A 20,458-nucleotide genomic window follows, 5' to 3' on the forward strand; every position below is an offset into this window, starting at 1 on the left:
CAACAACTTTGTCAGTCAACTCGATTGGCAAAGGATAAAAATAACAACAGTGCTAAAACCTATTTCAACAAGACCCTTTGCTGAGACGCTGCACATTTAGCGTATTCGGCAGTCACAGAAGGAAAACACTATGATCTATGCTCAACCTGGAACCGCTGGTGCCATCGTTAACTTTAAGGAAAAATACGCCAACTTTATCGGTGGTAAATGGGTCGCCCCAGTCAACGGCGAATACTTCGATAATCGCTCCCCCGTTAATGGTCAAAACTTCTGTAAAATTCCCCGCTCCGACTACCGCGATATCGAACTGGCGCTCGATGCCGCCCACGCCGCTAAGGACGCTTGGGGAAAAACCTCGGTCACCGAGCGTGCGAATTTACTGCTGCGTATCGCCGATCGCGTTGAGCAAAATCTCGAATACTTAGCCGTTGCCGAAACCTGGGAAAACGGCAAAGCGGTGCGTGAAACTCTCAACGCCGACTTGCCTCTGTTTGTAGACCATTTCCGTTACTTCGCTGGCTGCATTCGAGCACAGGAAGGCAGTGCTGCTGATATTGATGGCAACACCGTCAGCTATCACTTCCCTGAACCTTTAGGTGTCGTCGGGCAAATCATTCCGTGGAACTTCCCGCTGTTGATGGCGGCATGGAAAATCGCCCCTGCGCTCGCCGCAGGTAACTGTGTGGTGCTCAAACCCGCCGAGCAAACGCCCGTCTCTATCCTTGTGCTACTCGAACTGATTGAAGATCTGCTGCCGCCCGGCATCCTTAACGTCGTCAACGGTTTTGGCGCCGAAGCGGGCCAAGCCCTCGCCACCAGCAAACGTATCGCTAAACTGGCCTTTACTGGCTCCACCGAAGTCGGTTACCACATCTTAAAATGTGCCGCCGAATCACTGATCCCATCGACCGTCGAACTCGGCGGTAAATCGCCTAACCTGTATTTCGCCGATGTGATGGACCACGAAGACGAGTATTTAGATAAGGCCGTCGAAGGTATGTTGCTGGCCTTCTTCAACCAAGGCGAAGTCTGTACTTGCCCATCAAGGGTGCTGATCCAAGAGTCGATTTACGATCGCTTTATCGAAAAAGTGCTCGCCCGTGCGCAAACCATCAAGCAGGGCAACCCGCTGGATACTGCAACCCAAGTGGGCGCACAGGCCTCCCAAGAACAGTTCGATAAGATCTTAAGCTATCTCGCGATCGGTAAAGATGAAGGCGCGCAGGTGCTCTTAGGTGGCTCACTCTGCCAACTCGAGGGCGAGCAAAGTAAAGGCTATTACATCAGCCCAACGATCATGAAAGGCCATAATAAGATGCGGATTTTCCAAGAGGAAATCTTCGGTCCGGTTATTTCGGTCACCACCTTCAAGGATGAAGCCGAAGCTTTGGCAATCGCCAATGACACTGAATATGGCCTAGGCGCAGGTGTGTGGACACGGGATATGAACCGTGCCCAACGTATGGGTCGCGGCATTCAGGCTGGTCGTGTTTGGATAAACTGCTACCACGCCTACCCTGCCCATGCAGCCTTTGGCGGTTATAAAAAATCAGGCATCGGCCGTGAAACCCACAAGATGATGCTCAATCACTATCAAAACACCAAAAACCTCTTGGTGAGTTACGATATCAATCCGCTCGGGTTCTTCTAACCGAGCAGAAACCTTGCCTTGATAACAAGAAAGGGCCATTGGCCCTTTCTTTATTTTTAGCGCGTTGAACTATAAGAACATACCGCCAGAAGCCTCGATACGTTGTGCGTTTATCCACGCCGCAGCGGGTAACAACAAGACACTGATTGCACCGCCAATATCCTCGGGTAACCCCACCCGCCCCAACGCCGTTTGCTGCGCTAAAAACTCATTCATCTGTGGATTATCCCGCACCGCACCACCGCCAAAGTCCGTTTCGATTGCACCGGGAGCCAGCACATTAACACGAATCCCGCGTGGACCAAGCTCCTTCGCCCAGTATTTGGTCATGGTTTCGACCGCGCCTTTCATGGTGGCGTAGGCACCAAATCCCGGAACAGCAAAGCGCGTTAACCCCGTAGAGACATTGATAATACTGCCATTATCGGCAAGCAGAGGCAGCAGTGCCTGAGTTAAAAAGAAAGGCCCTTTGACATGAATATTCATCAAAGTATCGAACTGCTCCATACTAGTTTCAGCCATGGGAACATGGATACCAATCCCAGCATTATTAACTAGATAGTTAAAACTATCCCGCTGCCAAGTCTGTTCGAGTGCGGTTTTAACGCGTTGAGAAAAATCACTAAAGGACTGGCTATCACCCACATCTAACGGTAACGCGACAGCCTTGCGTCCGTACCATTCAATTTCCGCAACCACCTCAGCGGCCGCAGCGGCATTACTTTGGTAAGTTAGAATAATATCAACACCTTGTGCGGCTAAGGTCAGGGCCGCATTTTTACCTAAGCCACGGCTTGCACCGGTGATCAGCGCGATGGGAGTTGTGTTCATTGTGTATCCTCTTCATTCATCTATGTTAATGCCGCCGCACAACATGGCGATTCCACAGCACACAGCTTATTACTTGCACAAAGAGGGATAAACACACTATAAATGGCAAGACTGTTAGCCATTAGAGAACAATTGCGATGCAAGATAGACTGCAAGCCATGCAAATTTTTATGCGGGTGGCTGAATTAGAGAGTTTTACTCAAGCCAGTATCAGCCTAGGTCTGTCGAAAACCCATGTGTCGAATGTGGTAGCTCAGTTCGAAACCGCGTTAGGTGCACGTTTACTACAACGTACCACTCGTACTGTGCGCCTCACCCAAGATGGCATAAGTTGTTATGAGCGCTGTAAAAACTTGCTCACCGACTATCAAGAATTAGAAAGTCTTTTCCAGCTGCAGGCGACGCAAGTTTCGGGTCGCTTAAGAGTCGATATGTCCACAGGGATTGCGCGTAACTTAGTGCTTCCCCATCTTCCTGACTTTATTGAGCAATATCCCCAAATTGAGTTGGAGCTAAGCAGTACCGACCGCAAGGTCGATATCGTCGCCGAAGGTTTTGACTGCGTGATCCGCGTAGGCAGCGTGCAGCAAGAAGGTGTTATCGCTAAAAAGATTGGCCACTTTAAGATGCTTAACTGCGCAAGCCCAAGCTATATCGCAAAATACGGCAAACCATCGAATATAGAAGAGCTTAGCCAAGGGCATAAGCTCATCCATTACGTTGGCCAGTTAGGCGGCAGCGATTCAGGATTTGAGTATCTAAGCCAAGATAATCACGAACTCTGCGCCCTAGCCTTACCTAAGCTAATCACAGTCAATAATGCCGATGCCTACAGCGCGGCCTGTCTGGCGGGTTTAGGGATTATTCAAGCGCCAAATATTGGGGTGGCAAAATATCTTCAAACTGGCGAACTGATCGAGATCTTGCCAGATTACCCAGCGCCCTCAATGCCAGTGAGCTTGCTCTATCCCCATAGACGCCATCTTTCTAAACGCCTTCAAGTATTTATGGCTTGGTTAACCGAATTGCTGACGCCTTTTTTAGTATCACGTTAACGGTCAGTCTCGACATTCGCTAACCGCTGCGACAGTTCTGCCATCGAGCTTGCCGTGCGGGGATCGCACTCAGGATTGGCTACGGGGCTAAATGCGAGACGCGGACCGCCGAACCGACCTAAACGGCTTGGCAGAATATGCAAATCCCAAACTAACTGATCGTAGTAATGCAGCCGCAGGCCATTATCCGCAACAGGCCAATGGGCATAGAGTAAAAACGAATGATAACTCTGCGAGAGGGAGCAACTCGCTACTAATTTAAAATTGGCATCGAGCAGGCTGCACTCAGTCGATTCTTCAAAGGGGCAATCGTAGGAGGTCAGCAGTAGATAGCCTTGGGTGCCATTGGGTAAAGTGCAGCGGTACTGGGCCTCAAGCTGCCTTCCCGCAATATTGACCCCAGTAGCTTGCTGATTGAAATACAAAGGCTGAGTGATCGCCTCGGTATCGGACACTCGCAGTGTGAAGGCTGTTATCGGCTGCATGCTGTATCCTTCCTGTGCCTTGAAATAGCTAATTTCGCTTCCAATACAAGCCTATCAATATCAGGTATCCCACAAAATAAGCCAGCAAATCGAGTGGGTCGAAATGGCTACCAATCACAATTCGCGCCAAGCGGTTACCGCCCAGCCCCAGCTTGTCCACTAAGCCCCAATACTGACCAAATTCGATAGCGAAGGCAAACAGCAACACAGCCAATGCCAACCATGGCGTGTGCCAAAAGCGATTGATTGATTCCCCTTTTGCATTCACCACGGGCACTAGCGTGCGCGCCATGCAAAACAATAGGATCACGACTAACACGTCACCGACAAAACCGCGAATAAATCCCGAAGGCACAAAACGGGCGATCAACACTTCGATGATAAATAACAGCACCGCATAAATTAAAAAAGATTTTCGATCGGGCTGACGGCTAAAAAGATGGACTGGCATAAACAGGTTGCTCCCTTACCTCTCGAAGATGAAGCGGCAAAATCTAGCTTAATACCAATACCTTAACAAGCTTAGTTCGATGGATTTCTCACTTATTTGCCCAGTTCACTCAACAGAACAGCGGGCAAGTTCACTCCGCAAAATTTAAGCGTCGTTTAAGTTTGGCTTTAGTAGCCTGCAAGCACACCACCTTAGGAGCAACAGATCATGTCCTCAAATATGCAGCAAAACATCAACGTCTGGGATCCCTTGATCCGTATCTTTCACTGGTCATTGGTGGGCTTTTTTACCTTAGCCTACCTCACCGAAGGCGAAGACAAATGGATGAACATCCACAGTTACGCCGGCTACAGCATCTTAACCCTGCTGGTATTTCGCCTGTTGTGGGGCGTGATTGGCACTCACCATGCGCGTTTTATCAACTTTGTCACCCGTCCGAACATCGCTTGGACTTACCTGAAGGAACTCTTCACGGGCAAGGCTAAGGATTACATCGGCCACAATCCCGCAGGCGCACTGATGATAGTCGCCCTAATCCTCAGCATAGGGTTCACTGGCTTCTCCGGCATGGCACTTTATGCCACCGATGGCCAAGGTCCACTGGCCACAAGCTTTTTCGCTACTTGGCCCGAGGGCACACTGAAGGAAGTACATGAGTTTTTCGCCAACTTCAGCCTGTTTCTAATAGCGACCCATATCGGCGGCGTGATTGTCAGCAGCCTGCTGCATAAGGAAAACCTCGTCAGAGCCATGCTGACAGGTAAAAAGCAGCGCCCGCTGATCCAACAAGATGAACATCAATAACCGCCGCAACTCGACCGTTCAAAGGAGTCAGAAATGAACTACGTGAATAAACACAGCATCGGACTAGCAATCACTGCGCTACTGCTCAGCAGTGTTAATGTCAGTGCCGCCAATACCAAGGTCGCCAGCTTGCCACTCAGTGCCGAGCGAATTGGCTTACAACTGCAACAATATCAAGCACAAGGTGCAGGCCCCTTTAGCGCCGATGCAGGACAAGCACTGTGGCTACAGCAGAGTGAGGATCGCAGCTGTGCCAGCTGTCACACCGCCAAAGTGACAGACCCAGGTATGCATCAAAATACCCGAAAACCCATTGAGGCCATGGCGCCGTCGCTCACCAGTAACCGTTTAACCGATGCGGCCAAGATTGAGAAATGGTTTAACCGCAACTGTAACTGGACCTTTAAACGCGAGTGCACGCCTCAAGAAAAAGGCGACGTACTGCTGTGGCTAAGTTTGCAATAAAGGCGTTATCCACATCCATTTTAGTAAGCAAAACGTAAGGAAATACCATGACTAAACAAGCCCATCCCCTAAGCTGGATTGCCGGTTCCACACTTACTGCCCTCGCCCTGGCGATAGGCGTCGTAGGGCTCAGCTTAACCTTTACCAGCACGGGTTATGCCGACGATGGTCGCGAGCTGAATCAAGCCATCCCACAAAATGCAGAATACTCGGCAGAATGTGGCAGCTGCCATATGGCGTATCCCGCAAATTTACTGCCCGCAGACAAGTGGCAGGCAATTACCAACAACCTAAACAATCACTTTGGTGATGATGCCAGCCTGACGCCTGAAGCAACGGCGAGAATTGAGCAATATCTCGTTCAACATGCCGCGCAAAATGGTAAGGTGATGAAAAATAGCAAACCTTTAATTGTTGATATGGGGCCACAAAAAATTACCGAGCAGGCATTTTTTATCCGTAAGCACGATGAGATCCCAAGGCGCATGGTGCAAGATAACCCCAAAGTCGGCTCATTCAGCCAATGTAGCAATTGCCACAACCTCGCAGAGAAGGGCATATTCGATGAAGATACCGTTAATATTCCTGGCTTTGGCCGCTGGGATGATTAACAGCCCAAGCTGTCTAGCCCATGATGACGACCTCTCTAACAAAGTGGTCGAATGGGTGAAGGAGGGTAAAGTATTACCCTTCGACACCATCATGCAACGCTATGAATCACGGTTAAAGGGACGTTTGCTCGACCTTGAGGTCGAGCAAAAACACGGCCGCATCATCTATGAACTCGAAATCCTGCGCGACGATGGCATTGTCTATGAGATTAAGATCGATGCCAAAACGGGTGAATGGCTTAAGGAAAAGGTCGACTAATGCGCTTACTCTTGATTGAAGATGATGCCGACTTAGTAGCTCGCCTCATTCCCGCCCTTAACAAGGCGGGCTATACCGTTGAACATGCCAATAACGGCATCGATGGCGCCTTTCTCGGTGAGGAAGAAGCCTTCGAAGCGGTGATCCTCGATTTAGGCTTGCCGGGTAAGCCGGGCTTAAGCGTACTGAGCCAATGGCGTCAAAAGGGTCTGTTGATGCCAGTGTTAATTCTTACGGCTCGCGATGCTTGGCACGAACGCGTCGATGGCCTTAAGGCCGGCGCCGACGATTATCTCGGTAAACCTTTCCATGTTGAGGAGCTGCTCGCCAGATTAGAAGCGCTGATCCGCCGACACTTTGGCCGCGCCGATAATCTGCTGCAACATGCTGGCGTCTCTCTCGATGTGGATAAACAAGCAGTGACCAATGCCGAAGGGGAAGTTATCGAGCTCACTAAGATTGAGTATCGCCTGTTGCATTATTTAATGGCCAACCCGACTAAGATTGTGTCCAAATCCGAGCTGAGCGAGCGTATTTACGAAGAGGAACAAATCAAAGACAGCAATGTAATTGAAGTGTACGTCAACCGACTCCGCCAACGCTTAGGCAAAGATTATATCGAGACGCGGCGCGGCCAAGGTTATCGACTCAAGGATGCATAAGCGTGTATTCACTCAAAGCCTATCTCACTAGAAACCTGCTTATCACCCTCACCTGTGCCATGGCACTATTGCTGTATTTGCTATTTCAAGGCATTCAAATCTTAACCCAAGACTTTGTTGCCTCGCGCCTGCAACACGATGCCGATAGCCTGATCTCCGCCCTCGAACCGCAAGCCGATGGCACTTGGTCGCTGAGAACAGACAGGCTCCCCAATGTGTATCACAGGGTCAACTCAGGTCATTACTTTGCGATTAACATCGGTGAGCAGCTATTACGCTCGCGCTCGCTGTTTGATCATGCCGTTTCACTCCCCAATCTTAACGTTGGGGAACAACAACAAGCCACTCAATACGTTGGCCAAGAACACTGGCTGATGTTCAGCCAAACCATAGTCAAGAATGGGCAAACCATCACCCTGTGGGTGACCGAAGACATCAGCTCACTCGAGCAAACCCAATTACGCTTTTTAGGCTTTGCCACGGTTGTGGTGCTGCTAACCATAATGATCCTACTATTTGCCCAGCATCTGTTGCTCAAACGGGGCTTTAAGTCGCTAGAGCAAATGCCAGATGCCATCAGGCAACTGCGGCTCCACGGGCATGAAATCGATACCCAGCACACGCCAACAGAGATTAGTCCTTTGATTGAGGAAATCGAACGCCTCATCAATCAACTCGGCCAAAGGGTACAACGCTCACGCAATGCCTTGGGTAATCTTGCTCACGAAATGAAACGTCCTCTGCAAGGGTTACAATCCTACCTCGATAGCCTAGCGCCAGAGCAAAGACGCGAAGGCAGCAAGGTGCTCGCGGATCTGCACCATATTATTGAGCGAGAGCTTAAGCGCACTAAAATCGTCGGGCTCTCCACTCCGGGGCGTTTCACCGTGCTCAATGACGATCTGCCGCCACTCATCCAAGTGATGCAGCGCATTTATCCAGAGCGCAAAATTGATTATCGGTTTGATAAAGCACTGGTGATTCCCTTTGACCGGGACGACTTACTGGAACTGCTTGGCAATCTGCTCGATAACGCCTGCAAGCATGCGCGTCGACAGATACAGCTTTGTATTGAACAGACAAATACCAGCAATCGAGCGTATCTGATTGAGGTCAGCGACGATGGCGAAGGTGTATCGGATAGCGATTTAACGGTGATTACTGAGCGAGGGATTCGGCTCGATGAGAGCGTTCAAGGCCACGGTTTAGGCCTGTCGATTTGCAAAGATATTGTCGAGAGTTATCAGGGAGAACTTAGCTTTACGCATTCAACACTTGGCGGGTTAAAAGTTAGCGTGATATTACCTCAGCCGCATTAAACGCACAGCAAAGCAAATGCTCGCTGTGCGATGGGAATTACGACTTATAAGGCATAGGGCCGAGATAATCTTTCTTACCCACATCCACACCGTTATGGCGCAAAATCGCATAGGCCGTCGTCACATGGAAATATAAGTTTGGGATAGCATGTTCAATCGCAAACTCATATCCTGTTAAATACTTACCTTCCCAACGTGGTTGAGAAACGTGAATTGTCGCCGCATCGGCAAAATCTGCCTCGGTAAATTGGGCTAAGTACTCGATAACAGAAGCAATACGCGCCTGCAGCTCTGGCAGAGTCGTTTCAGTATCATCATGCTTAGGTACGGTATCTAAATTCCCCGTTAGACGCGCGACCCCAATCTTGGCGGTATCACAGGCAATCTGGATCTGACGGATCAGATTAAATTGATCGGGTGCTAAGCGGGAATTCAATAATACCGCCATATCCACCTTCTTCAAGTTGGCAAAAATCTCACCCTTTTCCAGAATAAGACTCAAGTTTTTCAGCATCTTGCTAAATTGAACAGCCGTTAAATCATAAAGCATGACATAAACTCCTGTGATAAACGCCACCAGATTGCAGCACTAGAGACTATATTGGGGCAAAAAAGATGATTTCAACAGAGTTAAAATTTCAGCTTTGCTAGGGCGTGTTGACGTTTCGAGATTAAATTTTGTTCGTTCTGGCAAGCTCGTGCTCGCGAAACGAGGAATGATGTGTAGTTATTCTACTCAAATGACGAGCGGCTCTTATGACAGAAAGTAACATAAAAACAATTTCTTAGCATTTATCCAGAAGCTTAACTATCAATCTTCTTTATGCATCAATTAATCGTATTGCCTGAAAAATAAAAGGCCTCGCATTGCTGCGAGGCCTTTTACTTTAAAGAGGTTGAGTTGGCCGATAAGCCGGGTCCTGTCGTGGACAGTCATTCATCTAGGCCTGCAATCGCTCACAGGCTCAAGCGACCTACCCGGTTCCAACGCGAGCCACGCCATACGGAACCCTATTTGGTCTTGCTTCGGGTGGAGTTTACCTTGCTACGGACTATTGCTAGCCGCACGGTGCGCTCTTACCGCACCCTTTCACCCTTACCACCTTAGCCGAGGCTATGATGGCGGTCTCCTCTCTGTTGCACTTGTCGTCGGTTCACACCGCCCAGGCGTTACCTGGCACCCCGCTCTTTGAAGCCCGGACTTTCCTCCCCGTTCTTGCGAACGCGGCGACTGTCTGGCCAACTCGGCGCGGATTATAGCCTAAGCCTTCTACCTGCACCACTGTTAATCCTGCCAGTGTGTGTCTATCTGTTAGATCTGCTTATAAATCAGACTCTAAACCGAATTTATACAGGGCATTCTTTTTAAGACCGTGAATTTGCGCGGCAATGGCGGCGGCTTTTTTAAGCGGCAATTCTTCACAGAGTAACTTGAGTGTGTTGATGGCAACGGTTGGGATAGCTTCATCATCCTCGGCCGCACGGTGACCGTGCACCATCAGCACTATCTCGCCTTTTTGCTGGTTAAGATCGCTGCTGACGGTAGCCAATACCTCAGCCACTGGGCCGCTGAGGAAGGTCTCGAAGGTTTTAGTCACTTCACGCGCCATCACCACCTGCCGCTCACCGCCTAACACTTCAACCATAGTCGTTAGGCTATGTTCGATACGGTGGGGAGATTCATAAAAAATCAGCGTGCGCGGATCTTCCTTAAGTTCAAGCAACTTATCGGCGCGAGCTTTTTCTTTCGAGGGTAAAAAACCTTCAAAAGAAAAACGATCCGACGGCAAACCCGAGGCACTTAACGCCGTAATCGCCGCACAGGGGCCTGGCAGCGGGATCACCTTAAACCCAGATTGGCGCACATGGGAGACCAAGTGATAGCCGGGGTCGGAAATCAGCGGCGTACCCGCATCGGAAATTAGCGCAATCGACTGCCCTGCGGCTAGCTGATCCACAATCCACTGGGCGCGAGCACGCTCATTATGGTCGTGCAGTGCGATGGTTTTAGTTGAAATGCCAAAATGACTCAATAACTTGCCGCTATGGCGGGTGTCTTCACAGGCAATTAATGCAACCTGGCTGAGCACGTCAATAGCACGTGGGCTCATGTCCCCCAAATTACCAATAGGAGTGGGAACGATGTAGAGTGCGACGCTTTGGTCCATATATACCTCTGTAATGACAGTGCCAAGACTTTCGTCAAGCGCAAGAGAAGGTTAAACTAGAGGCAGCATCTTACCAGAGTGAAGCCCAGTGTTAAAAAGCCTGAATACAACTAAGTTCGTTTCCGTGGCCATTTTATCCGCAGTGTTGGCGGGTTGCGGCAGTCAAGCGCCCACCTCAACGAATACTGCGCCCACCGTGGCCACCTCTTTAGCCTCTGCTCCATTGGCGCCAAATGTGTATTTAGCACAGGCTGCTAATAGCAAAGATCCCCAGCAACGTGATACTTACCTGCTGCTGGCGGCGCATGCGCATATCAATGCGAACGACTATGCGGCGGCGCAAAAGCTGCTCAAGTCGATGCTGCCAAGCCTGACTCAGGTCCCGACGCTAGTGGCTGAACATAAATACCTGACTGCGCGGGTGCTAGAGCATACATCGACGCCGCTTGATGCTCTGAAAACGCTAACTTACCCAAGCACTTGGGTATTACCCGGCTGGCAAATGGCAGCGTATCATCAATTAAGAGCGCATTTATTCCAACAGAATAAACAGCCTATCGAACAGGTGCGCGAATTAAGTTTATTGACCACCTATTTACCTCCCGCCGAGGCGAATGAAGTCAATAATCAGATCTGGCAAGTGTTGCAACCGATGCACGAGCAAACCTTGCTCGCATTCACCAAAGATGCCAAAAGCCCTGTTTTTGCAGGTTGGTTACAACTGGCGTATATCGCTAAGCATTATGCGGTCGATCCCAACCAACTGGTCCGTTATTTAGGCGACTGGCAAAAACAAAACCCTTATCATCCTGCGGCGGCGAAGTTGCCCGCGGATTTAGATCAAGCGTTAAACGCCAAACCTTATACTCCAAAAAATATCGCTGTACTCTTACCGCTCACAGGCCAGCGCGCCAGTGCCGCCAATGCGATTCGCCAAGGTATTTTGGCCAGTTATTTAGCCAAACCGAATGAGCAAGTCTCAGTGAATTTTTACGATACCGCCAATGACGCAGTAGCCGCCTATCAGCAAGCGGTAAATGCAGGCGCTGAGTTTATTATTGGCCCGCTACTGCCAAATGAAATCGATCAATTATTGGCATTAAACACTGGTACTGCGGCAACCAACACCACTGGCACGCCAGCAGCGCCTGTTGCGGCAAGCGCGCCGATCCCGCAACTGTTTTTAAATCAAACAGACAAGTTTGTCGCTGATGCTAATAAGTTTTACTTTGCATTATCGCCAGCACAAGAAGCAGCCGATGCTGCAATACGCATGTATCAAGATGGCGTAACTATGCCACTGCTACTCGCCAGCAACGACGCCATCGGCAAACGTATGGCCGAGAGCTTTATTCAAGCTTGGAAAAAGAAAAGCGATACGCCCATCGAAGTCTATTACTACGACAGTGGCGATAAGATGAAAACCACGGTGCAAGATGCGCTCGGCGTTCGCGATAGCCAAGCCCGCATTGCGCGCATCAAAGAACTACTGGGCAATTCAGTACAGGCCGATTTCCGCTCGCGCCAAGATATAGATGCGATTTATATGATCTCGACGCCGCAGGAGTTAACCCTGCTCAAGGCCTTTATCGATGTCACCTTTAGCGTCTTTACTCAGCCCGTGCCGTTGTACACCTCGAGCCGTAGCCGTATCGATAATGAATCGAGCCAAACTGCGCAGGATTTAAATAACCTCACTCTCAGTGACGCACCTTGGTTGATGCAAAATGGCGAAGAAAACCTGATGGTTAATACCTTATGGCCCGGCTGGAACAACGGCCAAAAACGCTTATTTGTGATGGGTTATGATGCGATGGATTTGATCAGCAAACTCGCACAAATGCGCTCATTTACCGGTTACCAGTTCAATGGTCGTAGCGGCGTGTTATCGGTCAATCCCGATGGCGTAATTAACCGCCAATTAAGCTGGGGACGCTATCAAAGAGGCAGTTTCCGCCAACTATGACACTCGGACAGCAAGCAGAGTCGCTCGCCCAAGGTTACCTTGAACAGCAAGGTTTAATCTTTGTTGAGCGCAATGTCCGCTATCCCTTTGGTGAAATAGACTTAATCATGCGCCACAAAAACTACTGGGTATTTGTTGAAGTAAAATACCGCTCAGCAAATCAATTTGGTGGCGCAATACAAGCACTTAGCAAAGCACAAATCGGCAGGATCCGCATGGCGGCCAGTCATTATTTACAGAGCCATAAATTGGATGTACCCTGCCGATTCGACGTTGTCGCCATCGAAGATACGCAGATCCAATGGCTGGTCGATGCCTTTTAAACGAGGCTCTCGACTCAGCTAATCGAATAATTTTTAACGCTTATGCCTCAACTCCACCGTGGAAATATGGCATCATAGCCACACTTTATCCTGAAAGGATGTATCCATGTTAGAACGCATTAAAGACAGCTTTACTGAATCTATCCAGACTAAAATCGATGCAGCCGAAGCACTGCCAGAATCCATCGCCAAAGCGGCGGAGATGATGGTGCAATGTCTTTTGGGTGGCAATAAAATTCTTGCCTGCGGTAACGGTGGTAGTGCCGGTGATGCTCAGCACTTCTCGGCCGAGCTATTAAACCGCTATGAGATTGAACGTCCACCACTGCCAGCCATTGCCCTGTCGACAGACACATCGACTATCACGGCAATTGCTAACGATTACAGCTACGATGAGATTTTCTCAAAGCAAATCTTAGCCTTAGGTCAGCCTGGCGACATCCTGTTAGCCATTTCCACCAGCGGTAACTCTGGTAACGTGATTAAAGCGATGGAAGCGGCACTGAGTCGCGATATGACTATCGTAGCCTTAACCGGTAAAGACGGCGGCGCGATGGCGGGATTACTCAGCGTGGGTGACGTCGAAATTCGCGTTCCTTCGAACGTGACGGCACGTATTCAAGAAGTGCACTTACTGGTGATCCATTGCCTGTGTGACAATATCGACCGCACACTCTTCCCACAGGACGAACAGCAATGAGATATGCTGCCCCACTGTTAATGGTTTGCATGCTACTGCAAGGTTGCGCCGGTGCCGTTATGGTGGGCGCAGTCAGCGGTGCCATGATGGCCAACGATGAGCGTTCGGTAAAAACGCAGCTCGATGATACTAATACTGATTTTAAGATCACCAGTGCGCTACTTGAGCATGAAGATCTTAAGAAACAAACCAATATCACGGGTGTATCGGTAAACGGTAATGTGCTGATGATAGGCCAAGCCCCCAACTCGATGTTGAGGGATAAAGCGGTTAAGGTCGTACAAGACCTTAAGCTGGGCGGTAAAATCCACAATCAGATCCGCATCGGTAATCCAACGTCTTTCACGACTCGCAGTAACGACACTTGGGTAACAACCAAAGTGAAGGGACGTATGCTCAACGAGAAAGAATTGGATGTGACCCGAATTAAAGTGATCACTGAAAATGGTGAAGTCTTCCTGCTAGGGCTGATCCACCGCTCACAGGCAGAGCTTGCTGTTGACATTGCCCGTCATACTGCTGGTGTACGCAAAGTCGTTAAGGTTTTCGAATATATCGAATAACCGATTGAGCCTAAACACTTAAAGTTTAGGCTCGCCTTTTACCACGGTGTCAATTCCTAAAGACTTCACCTGTATGTTATCCATCATCTTGGGTGACTTCTCCACCAACGCTCCTATCCAAGGTAAAAACAGCGAAGGCAGCACAATCAAAGCGGCACCCAGCCAACTTAAGCTATCCAGCCATTCATCAAACAACAGCCAGCCTAAGAAAACGATAAATAACAAACCAGTATATTCGGCAATCGCAATATCACTCGCCTGTGCTTTACGGTAAGCCAGTACACAAAACCAATGATAAATCAGTAAAAAGGCATTACTAAGTAGTGCAACCGCGAGCAATTCCCAGCTCAGCCCCTCCAATCCCTGAAAGGCTGCAATAACTAAAGTCGCAGGAATCCCCAGCAAGTTATAGAGCATTAAGGTTAATACCGGATGCTCAGTATTAGGCACTTTTTTAAGCATCAACTGATTGATAGCAAAAGTAAATGCTGAAAATAACACCGCTAATCCAAACCAGTTCATCTCGCTCGGCCTGAGGATAATTAAGATCCCCACAAAGCCTAACGCTGTGCATATAACCTGCCCAGTGGTAATCCGCTCCTTTAAAAACCAGTATCCCATCAAAATAATCATCAGGGGGGCAGAATAAAACAGGGAACTGACTGTAGCTAAAGGCAATGCCATCAAACCAATAATTAAAAAAAGCGCGCCAACCGAGCCTATGTTGGCACGCCAAAGGTGAACCGAAATATATTCCGTCTGCGGTCTCTGCGAGTACAACCAAATCGGGGTTAACATGAGTACTGAAGTGATTTGTCTCACGAGTAGAAAAGTGGCTGCATTAGCATCTTCTGGCAACCATTTGATCGATACATCGTAAAAAGCACTAAATAGATTACCCACTATCAATAAAATCAAACCGATAACAACAGGGCGCTGCATTTTAACTATCCGTAAATCTCAATGCTGGCATGATAATCCCCGCAAAACTTAAGCTGAAATGATGCTTTCTAATGCTAGATGAATTAAATTCATACTAAATCGTTTAGACGTTGAAAATCATGAGAAAGCTTCCTCCCTTACGTGCGCTGCAAGTATTTGAAACCGCCGCGAGGCAACAGCATTTTTCCAAGGCTGCCGCCGAGCTTTGCATTACCCAAAGCGCGGTTTCACACCAAGTGCGTGTATTGGAGGAGTACTTTGGTGAACAACTTTTTGATCGTCAGGGACGTAAACTACAGCTCACGCCCAAAGGCCAGAGCTTATTTATTGAGTTAGAAAGAATTTTTAATGAGTTAAGCGATCTTAATCTCAAAATCCGCGACACCCCAAATCAACAACTCTGTTTGGCGGTATACAGCTCATTTGCGGTGAAATGGTTGATCCCAAGGTTAGCGGATTTTCGGCGCCAATATCCCAGCGTTAAAATTCGCCTCGAGATGATCACTCAAGACCCCGATCTCAGCACCAGCACGGCCGATATCTTTATCGCAGGCAAACTCAATCAACGGGGTTATTGGCAACAATTACTGCACAAGGAACGCCTGATCCCCGTATGTAGCCCTAGCCTTTATCCTAAATGGCGCGAGATTAACTTGGGCAATTTTCAGCAACAAGCATTACTGATTGTGGATGAAGGCCCACTTGGACTCGATTGGCATAAGTGGTCATCGGCGCATAAAATCCCCCTGAATAACGAACAACAGCATATTTTTAGCCACATAGTGATGGCAATTGAGGCGGCGATTGCCGGACAAGGTATCGCCCTCGCCCCTGATTTTATGGTGGCCGGTGATATCAGTACTGGACGACTGGTAGCGGTAAATCTACCCGATGTTCATACGGGTTTTGAATTTTGTTTTTTATGCAAACAGCGACGCCTAAATGAACCCGCCATTGCAGCCTTTGCATCTTGGTTAAAATCGCAGGCCTAAACGCTTAGCTACAGCCCAATAAATAACAGACATAAAAAAGCCGACCTAGGAATAGGTCGGCTTAATAACGTGTTGTGTAATGCGCTTTTTAGGGCAAATTACACCAATAAACCAATCTTCTCGTACACCTTTTTAAGCGTCACTTCAGCACGAGCTTGGGCATTTTCAGCGCCCGCTCTCATCACTTGATCAAGGTAAGCACGGTCAGCACGCAGCGCACGATAACGCTCTTGCAGTGGCTCTAACATCCCCACTACCACTTCACCCGCGGCGCCTTTTAAATGACCATACATCTTGCCTTCAAACTCGGCTTCGAGGCTGGCAATGCTTTGACCCGTAATACCTGACATTAAGCTCAGCAGGTTAGATACGCCTGGCTTGTTTTCCATATCGAAACGCACCACTGGCGGCTCATCACTGTCGGTCATGGCTTTTTTCAGCTTTTTCATGACCGCTTTAGGATCTTCAAGCAAACCAATTACGTTGTTACGGTTGTCGTCCGACTTAGACATCTTCTTCAGCGGATCCTGAAGCGACATCACCTTAGCGCCATGCTCAGGAATAAAAGGCTCAGGAATGGTAAATGTCTCGCCGTAAGCGTTGTTAAAGCGAGTGGCGATATCACGTGTTAACTCAAGATGTTGCTTCTGATCTTGACCAACTGGAATTTCATTCGCTTGATACAGCAGAATATCCGCCGCCATCAGTACAGGATAACCAAACAGACCGACGTTAATATTGTTGGCGTGCTTTTGTGACTTATCCTTAAACTGCGTCATACGGCTCAGCTCACCCATTTGGGTATAGCAATTTAACGCCCAACCCAGCTGAGTGTGCTGCGGCACTTGAGATTGGATAAATACCGTGCTCTTTTTAGGGTCGACGCCGCAGGCTAAATACAGTGCAAGTGTATCTAAGCAGGCTTCACGCAATGCTTGAGGATCTTGGCGCACGGTAATGGCATGCAAGTCCACCACGCAATAAAGGCAGTCGTGGCTATCTTGCATGGCAACCCATTGACGCAATGCACCCATGTAGTTACCTATGGTTAATTCGCCGGACGGCTGTGCACCGCTGAGTACTATGGGTTTGGTCATTACGTCATTGCTCCAAATAAAGATAAAAAGAATCGATTAAACTGCCTGGCCGACATTTAGCCAGCTAAGGATCTCGGCAAACTGCTCGCACACCGCGTCAGGGCCAGTGAGCCCAATATCTTCACCGTAGTTGTAGCCATAGGTCAAGCCGATTGATGCAACACCTGCTGCTTTCGCCGCTAAAATGTCATTTTTAGAATCGCCCACCATCAACAACTCACTTTTATCGAGTTGCCATTGCGCTAATAAATGCTCTAGCGGTAATGGATCCGGCTTCATCTTCGCCAGCGAATCGCCGCCAAGCACTAAGCTAAAGAAGTCATTAATCTTAAAGGCCTCAAGCAGCGGCAAAGTAAAGCGGTAGGGTTTGTTTGTCACCACTGCCAGCTTAAATCCAGCGTCAAACAGAGTTTGTAGCACTTGGTGCACATCGGCATAAAGTGCGCTGTGCTTCTCAAGATTTTCTTGATAGTGATGCATAAAAATCGGCATAGCCGCATCTAATGCCGTTTGCTCGACATCCGCGCCTAAAGCGTGGCTCATGGCGCGGCGCATAAGCATTTCAGCGCCATTACCCACCCAAGTTCTCACCTGTGCCTCGGTACACGTTGCCAAACCTAATTCGGCGAGTGCCGCCTGTGTCGCGACCGCAAGATCGGGCACACTGTCAATCAGTGTGCCGTCGAGATCAAAGGCAATCGCCTTAATCTGTTTCCGCATCATTTGGCCTCAACTTTTGCTAACTCGGCACGCATTTCATCGACAACGGCTTTATAGTCTGGTTGACTAAAAATAGCCGACCCAGCGACAAACATATCGGCACCTGCGGCAGCAATTTCGGCAATGTTATCCACTTTTACGCCACCATCGACCTCTAAGCGAATATCAAAACCGCTCGCATCGATACGCTCACGCACTTGGCGTAATTTATCTAAGGTCGAAGGAATAAAGGATTGGCCACCAAAGCCTGGGTTGACCGACATCAGCAGGATCACATCTAACTTATCCATCACATGGTCAAGATAATGCAGCGGTGTTGCAGGGTTAAACACTAAACCTGCCTTACAACCGGACTCTTTAATCAGTTGCAAAGTACGGTCGATATGCTCAGAGGCTTCGGGATGGAAAGTAATAATAGAAGCGCCAGCCTTAGCAAAATCTGGCACGATGCGATCAACAGGCTTAACCATTAAATGCACGTCGATCTCGGCCGTAATGCCATAGTCGCGTAACGCTTTACACACCATAGGACCAATGGTTAAGTTCGGCACATAGTGGTTATCCATCACATCAAAATGCACTACGTCAGCCCCTGCATCTAACACGGCTTTAACGTCATCCCCTAAACGGGCGAAATCGGCGGATAAAATCGATGGAGCAATTAAAAATGGGCGCATAGGACACTCGCTGCTATTGAACAAAAAGTGCCTTATTTTACCCTTAGCTAGACCATGCCTCTATAGCAAATGCCACATTTATCGCGATTGAAACCAGATAGAAGCTCAATTCCAGTACTCACAACCTACGGTAAGTCCTAGGAGAAGCTGAAGCGTTAGAAAGATTTTAGTGAAGATTGATAAATTATTGTTCATAAACTAAGCGAGTTTGTTATACTCGGGCAGCTAGCGTGGATCATTTAATGATTTCAAGGGAAGTATCATGAAAGGGCGGTTAACACAGTTTTCACACATTTTAGGCTCGGTGACATTTAAGTCGTCGATGATGTTGGCATTTACCGCAGTGGTAGTCGCCTCCTTAGCCTTTGGTGTCGAAAAACTGACCGCAGGTAACGATACCTCCGCCTGCGCTTGCAGTAGTGATACTCGTTACAACAATAGCTTACCTAGCAGCCATCCGAATAACCGTTGTGCTGAACAGGCGCAAACTTTAAGTTGGAAGACCTGGCTTACTGGCAAAAATCGCTCTAGCCAGTTCCATTTTGTCGACTTGCTTGAACTGCTCCATGGTCATCAAGATAAACCTATCGATGACATGAAACCTGCCAATTCACAACAGTCCTATTGATGCTAAGCCGGATCTGGCAAGTCTTTCACAGTACGATAGCCGCCTTCTTTGGGGTGCAGTCAGATAAAAATCGCCAAAAAGACTTCCAGACCAATTCACCATTACCGTACATTTTGATGGGAATCGTGTTAGCGATAGCCTTAGTTGCCAGCCTTATTTTGCTGGTTAGCCAAGTCGTTAGCTAGATAAGCAAATAACTGAAACCTTCCGTCATCAGTAATTAGTCTTTAGTCTTTAGTCATCCTGCGGATCGTAAGTCTCATCGTATAAAGCAATCAACTCGTCAACTTTATTGCGGCCACTACCATTTTGGCTAATGTTGCGTTGCACTTGGATCTTAGCGAGATGCGCGCCGCGATACAGTTCTCGCGTCAGCGGAATATCATGGTTGCTAATCACAACAGGAATGCGCTGTTCAAGAGCCATATGCCGCGAATAACGCGCGAGCAACGCCTGATCATCTAAGCTAAAGCCTGCACCGACATAGGTAGTAAAACTCGCCGTGGAGGATAATGGCGCATAGGGTGGATCACAATAAATCACATCACCAATTCGGATTTGTTCAAAGGCTTTTTCATAGCCAATGCACTTAAATTCGGCGCGTTGCGCTTTCTTTGAAAAGGCCAAGATTTCCTTTTCGGGGAAATAAGGCTTCTTGTAGGAGCCAAAGGGTACATTAAAGCCGCCTTTGCGGTTATAACGGCACAAGCCATTAAAACCATGACGATTGAGGTACAGGAAATAAACCGAACGCAGGAAAGGATCGCGAGATTTATTAAAGTCTGTACGCACGCGATAGTAGGCTTCTTTCTGATTCATCTCATCGACAAATAGCTTCTTAGCAGCCGCAATGTACTCCAAGGGCCTTTCTTTGACTATGTTGTAGAGATTTATCAGGTCTTGATTGATATCGCAGAGTAAATAGCTGGGATAGTCAGTATTTAAAAATACCGAACCTGCGCCAACAAAGGGCTCAACTAAACGTTCACCCGTGGGTAAATAGTTCGAGAGCTCATCCACCAATTTAAATTTTCCGCCAGCCCATTTCAGGAAGGCTCTATGTTTTTTGATCATTTAACTTGATGAATG

General features: G+C 48.4%; 25 protein-coding genes and 1 other RNA gene. 15 read left to right on the plus strand and 11 right to left on the minus strand.

Annotated features, from left to right (window positions below):
• The first annotated feature begins 130 nt into the window (after nt 1-130).
• Nucleotides 131-1,651 (plus strand): aldehyde dehydrogenase family protein, encoded by a 1,521-nt coding sequence (locus MMG82_RS05160; protein WP_047538646.1) that lies wholly within the window; start codon nt 131-133, stop codon nt 1,649-1,651.
• Nucleotides 1,652-1,720: 69 nt separating this feature from the next.
• Here the strand turns inward: MMG82_RS05160 and MMG82_RS05165 are convergent, their stop codons facing one another.
• On the minus strand, nt 1,721-2,482 hold the full coding sequence (locus tag MMG82_RS05165) for an SDR family oxidoreductase (protein ID WP_047538649.1): 762 nt from the start codon (nt 2,480-2,482) through the stop codon (nt 1,721-1,723).
• A 137-nt stretch (nt 2,483-2,619) separates the two neighbouring features.
• Here MMG82_RS05165 and MMG82_RS05170 point away from each other — a divergent pair, with 137 nt between their 5' ends.
• Nucleotides 2,620-3,537 (plus strand): LysR family transcriptional regulator, encoded by a 918-nt coding sequence (locus tag MMG82_RS05170; RefSeq protein WP_037423076.1) that lies wholly within the window; start codon nt 2,620-2,622, stop codon nt 3,535-3,537.
• Here the strand turns inward: MMG82_RS05170 and MMG82_RS05175 are convergent.
• Both MMG82_RS05175 and MMG82_RS05180 read right to left on the minus strand, forming a co-directional pair.
• Nucleotides 3,534-4,022 (minus strand): hypothetical protein, encoded by a 489-nt coding sequence (locus MMG82_RS05175; protein ID WP_047538651.1) that lies wholly within the window; start codon nt 4,020-4,022, stop codon nt 3,534-3,536. The genes MMG82_RS05170 and MMG82_RS05175 overlap by 4 nt on opposite strands.
• A gap of 28 nt (nt 4,023-4,050) precedes the next feature.
• Nucleotides 4,051-4,473 carry a DUF2809 domain-containing protein gene (locus MMG82_RS05180; RefSeq protein ID WP_037423071.1) on the minus strand — a complete coding sequence of 141 codons (423 nt, stop codon included), beginning with the start codon at nt 4,471-4,473 and terminating at the stop codon, nt 4,051-4,053.
• Nucleotides 4,474-4,680: 207 nt separating this feature from the next.
• On the opposite strand from MMG82_RS05180, the gene MMG82_RS05185 reads away from it, so the two are divergent.
• Genes MMG82_RS05185 through MMG82_RS05210 form a run of 6 tightly spaced genes read left to right on the plus strand, consistent with a single transcriptional unit; the run spans nt 4,681 to nt 8,593 of the window.
• The gene (locus MMG82_RS05185; protein ID WP_047538653.1) at nt 4,681-5,277 is read left to right on the plus strand and encodes a cytochrome b/b6 domain-containing protein; all 597 of its coding nucleotides are present in this window, start codon (nt 4,681-4,683) and stop codon (nt 5,275-5,277) included.
• Nucleotides 5,278-5,310: 33 nt separating this feature from the next.
• A complete protein-coding gene (locus MMG82_RS05190) occupies nt 5,311-5,742 on the plus strand; it encodes a DUF1924 domain-containing protein (protein WP_047538656.1) in 432 nt (143 codons plus the stop codon).
• A gap of 47 nt (nt 5,743-5,789) precedes the next feature.
• Entirely contained in the window at nt 5,790-6,353 is a 564-nt protein-coding gene (locus MMG82_RS05195; RefSeq protein ID WP_047538659.1) for a diheme cytochrome c, read from the plus strand.
• Nucleotides 6,346-6,612: a PepSY domain-containing protein gene (locus MMG82_RS05200; protein WP_037423059.1), complete on the plus strand. Its 267-nt coding sequence runs from the start codon at nt 6,346-6,348 to the stop codon at nt 6,610-6,612. The genes MMG82_RS05195 and MMG82_RS05200 overlap by 8 nt, the downstream gene beginning before the upstream one ends.
• Nucleotides 6,612-7,274, plus strand: a complete 663-nt coding sequence (locus MMG82_RS05205) for a response regulator transcription factor (RefSeq protein ID WP_037423056.1) — start codon at nt 6,612-6,614, stop codon at nt 7,272-7,274. Before MMG82_RS05200 ends, MMG82_RS05205 begins: the two co-directional genes overlap by 1 nt.
• Nucleotides 7,275-7,276: 2 nt before the next feature.
• Complete coding sequence (locus MMG82_RS05210; protein WP_241406567.1) at nt 7,277-8,593, plus strand: sensor histidine kinase; 1,317 nt, start codon at nt 7,277-7,279, stop codon at nt 8,591-8,593.
• A 37-nt stretch (nt 8,594-8,630) separates the two neighbouring features.
• Here MMG82_RS05210 and MMG82_RS05215 read toward each other — a convergent pair whose 3' ends face one another.
• The 3 genes from MMG82_RS05215 to rsmI all read right to left on the minus strand — a co-directional run bounded on the left by MMG82_RS05215 (nt 8,631) and on the right by rsmI (nt 10,761).
• Entirely contained in the window at nt 8,631-9,143 is a 513-nt protein-coding gene (locus MMG82_RS05215) for a DUF1993 domain-containing protein (RefSeq protein ID WP_037423051.1), read from the minus strand.
• 343 nt (nt 9,144-9,486) lie between these two features.
• Nucleotides 9,487-9,840: RNase P RNA component class A (gene rnpB, locus MMG82_RS05220), an RNA gene on the minus strand.
• A gap of 75 nt (nt 9,841-9,915) precedes the next feature.
• Nucleotides 9,916-10,761 (minus strand): 16S rRNA (cytidine(1402)-2'-O)-methyltransferase, encoded by an 846-nt coding sequence (gene rsmI, locus MMG82_RS05225; protein ID WP_037425136.1) that lies wholly within the window; start codon nt 10,759-10,761, stop codon nt 9,916-9,918.
• Between the two features lie 88 nt (nt 10,762-10,849).
• Here rsmI and MMG82_RS05230 point away from each other — a divergent pair, with 88 nt between their 5' ends.
• The 4 genes from MMG82_RS05230 to dolP all read left to right on the plus strand — a co-directional run bounded on the left by MMG82_RS05230 (nt 10,850) and on the right by dolP (nt 14,313).
• Nucleotides 10,850-12,727 carry a penicillin-binding protein activator gene (locus tag MMG82_RS05230; RefSeq protein WP_047536236.1) on the plus strand — a complete coding sequence of 626 codons (1,878 nt, stop codon included), beginning with the start codon at nt 10,850-10,852 and terminating at the stop codon, nt 12,725-12,727.
• Complete coding sequence (locus MMG82_RS05235; protein ID WP_047536234.1) at nt 12,724-13,050, plus strand: YraN family protein; 327 nt, start codon at nt 12,724-12,726, stop codon at nt 13,048-13,050. Before MMG82_RS05230 ends, MMG82_RS05235 begins: the two co-directional genes overlap by 4 nt.
• Before the next feature lie 106 nt (nt 13,051-13,156).
• Entirely contained in the window at nt 13,157-13,750 is a 594-nt protein-coding gene (locus tag MMG82_RS05240) for a phosphoheptose isomerase (protein WP_011070670.1), read from the plus strand.
• The gene (gene dolP, locus MMG82_RS05245) at nt 13,747-14,313 is read left to right on the plus strand and encodes a division/outer membrane stress-associated lipid-binding lipoprotein (protein ID WP_037424203.1); all 567 of its coding nucleotides are present in this window, start codon (nt 13,747-13,749) and stop codon (nt 14,311-14,313) included. Before MMG82_RS05240 ends, dolP begins: the two co-directional genes overlap by 4 nt.
• A gap of 18 nt (nt 14,314-14,331) precedes the next feature.
• Here dolP and MMG82_RS05250 read toward each other — a convergent pair whose 3' ends face one another.
• Nucleotides 14,332-15,255, minus strand: a complete 924-nt coding sequence (locus MMG82_RS05250; protein ID WP_037424200.1) for a DMT family transporter — start codon at nt 15,253-15,255, stop codon at nt 14,332-14,334.
• 119 nt (nt 15,256-15,374) lie between these two features.
• On the opposite strand from MMG82_RS05250, the gene MMG82_RS05255 reads away from it, so the two are divergent.
• Complete coding sequence (locus MMG82_RS05255) at nt 15,375-16,247, plus strand: LysR substrate-binding domain-containing protein (RefSeq protein WP_037424198.1); 873 nt, start codon at nt 15,375-15,377, stop codon at nt 16,245-16,247.
• Nucleotides 16,248-16,345: 98 nt separating this feature from the next.
• On the opposite strand, the gene trpS is transcribed toward MMG82_RS05255, so the two are convergent.
• Genes trpS through rpe form a run of 3 tightly spaced genes read right to left on the minus strand, consistent with a single transcriptional unit; the run spans nt 16,346 to nt 18,741 of the window.
• Complete coding sequence (trpS, locus tag MMG82_RS05260; protein WP_047536232.1) at nt 16,346-17,344, minus strand: tryptophan--tRNA ligase; 999 nt, start codon at nt 17,342-17,344, stop codon at nt 16,346-16,348.
• A 36-nt stretch (nt 17,345-17,380) separates the two neighbouring features.
• Nucleotides 17,381-18,064, minus strand: coding sequence for a phosphoglycolate phosphatase (locus tag MMG82_RS05265; protein ID WP_037425184.1), 684 nt, complete (start codon nt 18,062-18,064; stop codon nt 17,381-17,383).
• Nucleotides 18,064-18,741, minus strand: a complete 678-nt coding sequence (gene rpe, locus MMG82_RS05270; protein WP_037424193.1) for a ribulose-phosphate 3-epimerase — start codon at nt 18,739-18,741, stop codon at nt 18,064-18,066. Before rpe ends, MMG82_RS05265 begins: the two co-directional genes overlap by 1 nt.
• Before the next feature lie 262 nt (nt 18,742-19,003).
• On the opposite strand from rpe, the gene MMG82_RS05275 reads away from it, so the two are divergent.
• Nucleotides 19,004-19,369 (plus strand): hypothetical protein, encoded by a 366-nt coding sequence (locus MMG82_RS05275; RefSeq protein WP_037425148.1) that lies wholly within the window; start codon nt 19,004-19,006, stop codon nt 19,367-19,369.
• Entirely contained in the window at nt 19,369-19,554 is a 186-nt protein-coding gene (locus tag MMG82_RS05280; protein ID WP_037424187.1) for a DUF2970 domain-containing protein, read from the plus strand. Before MMG82_RS05275 ends, MMG82_RS05280 begins: the two co-directional genes overlap by 1 nt.
• A 49-nt stretch (nt 19,555-19,603) precedes the next feature.
• Here MMG82_RS05280 and MMG82_RS05285 read toward each other — a convergent pair whose 3' ends face one another.
• Nucleotides 19,604-20,443, minus strand: a complete 840-nt coding sequence (locus tag MMG82_RS05285) for a Dam family site-specific DNA-(adenine-N6)-methyltransferase (RefSeq protein WP_037424184.1) — start codon at nt 20,441-20,443, stop codon at nt 19,604-19,606.
• Nucleotides 20,444-20,458: the final 15 nt, after the last annotated feature.

Origin of the sequence: Shewanella sp. MM_2022_3 (genome assembly GCF_022557375.1) — a bacterium.
Lineage (GTDB): Bacteria > Pseudomonadota > Gammaproteobacteria > Enterobacterales > Shewanellaceae > Shewanella > Shewanella xiamenensis.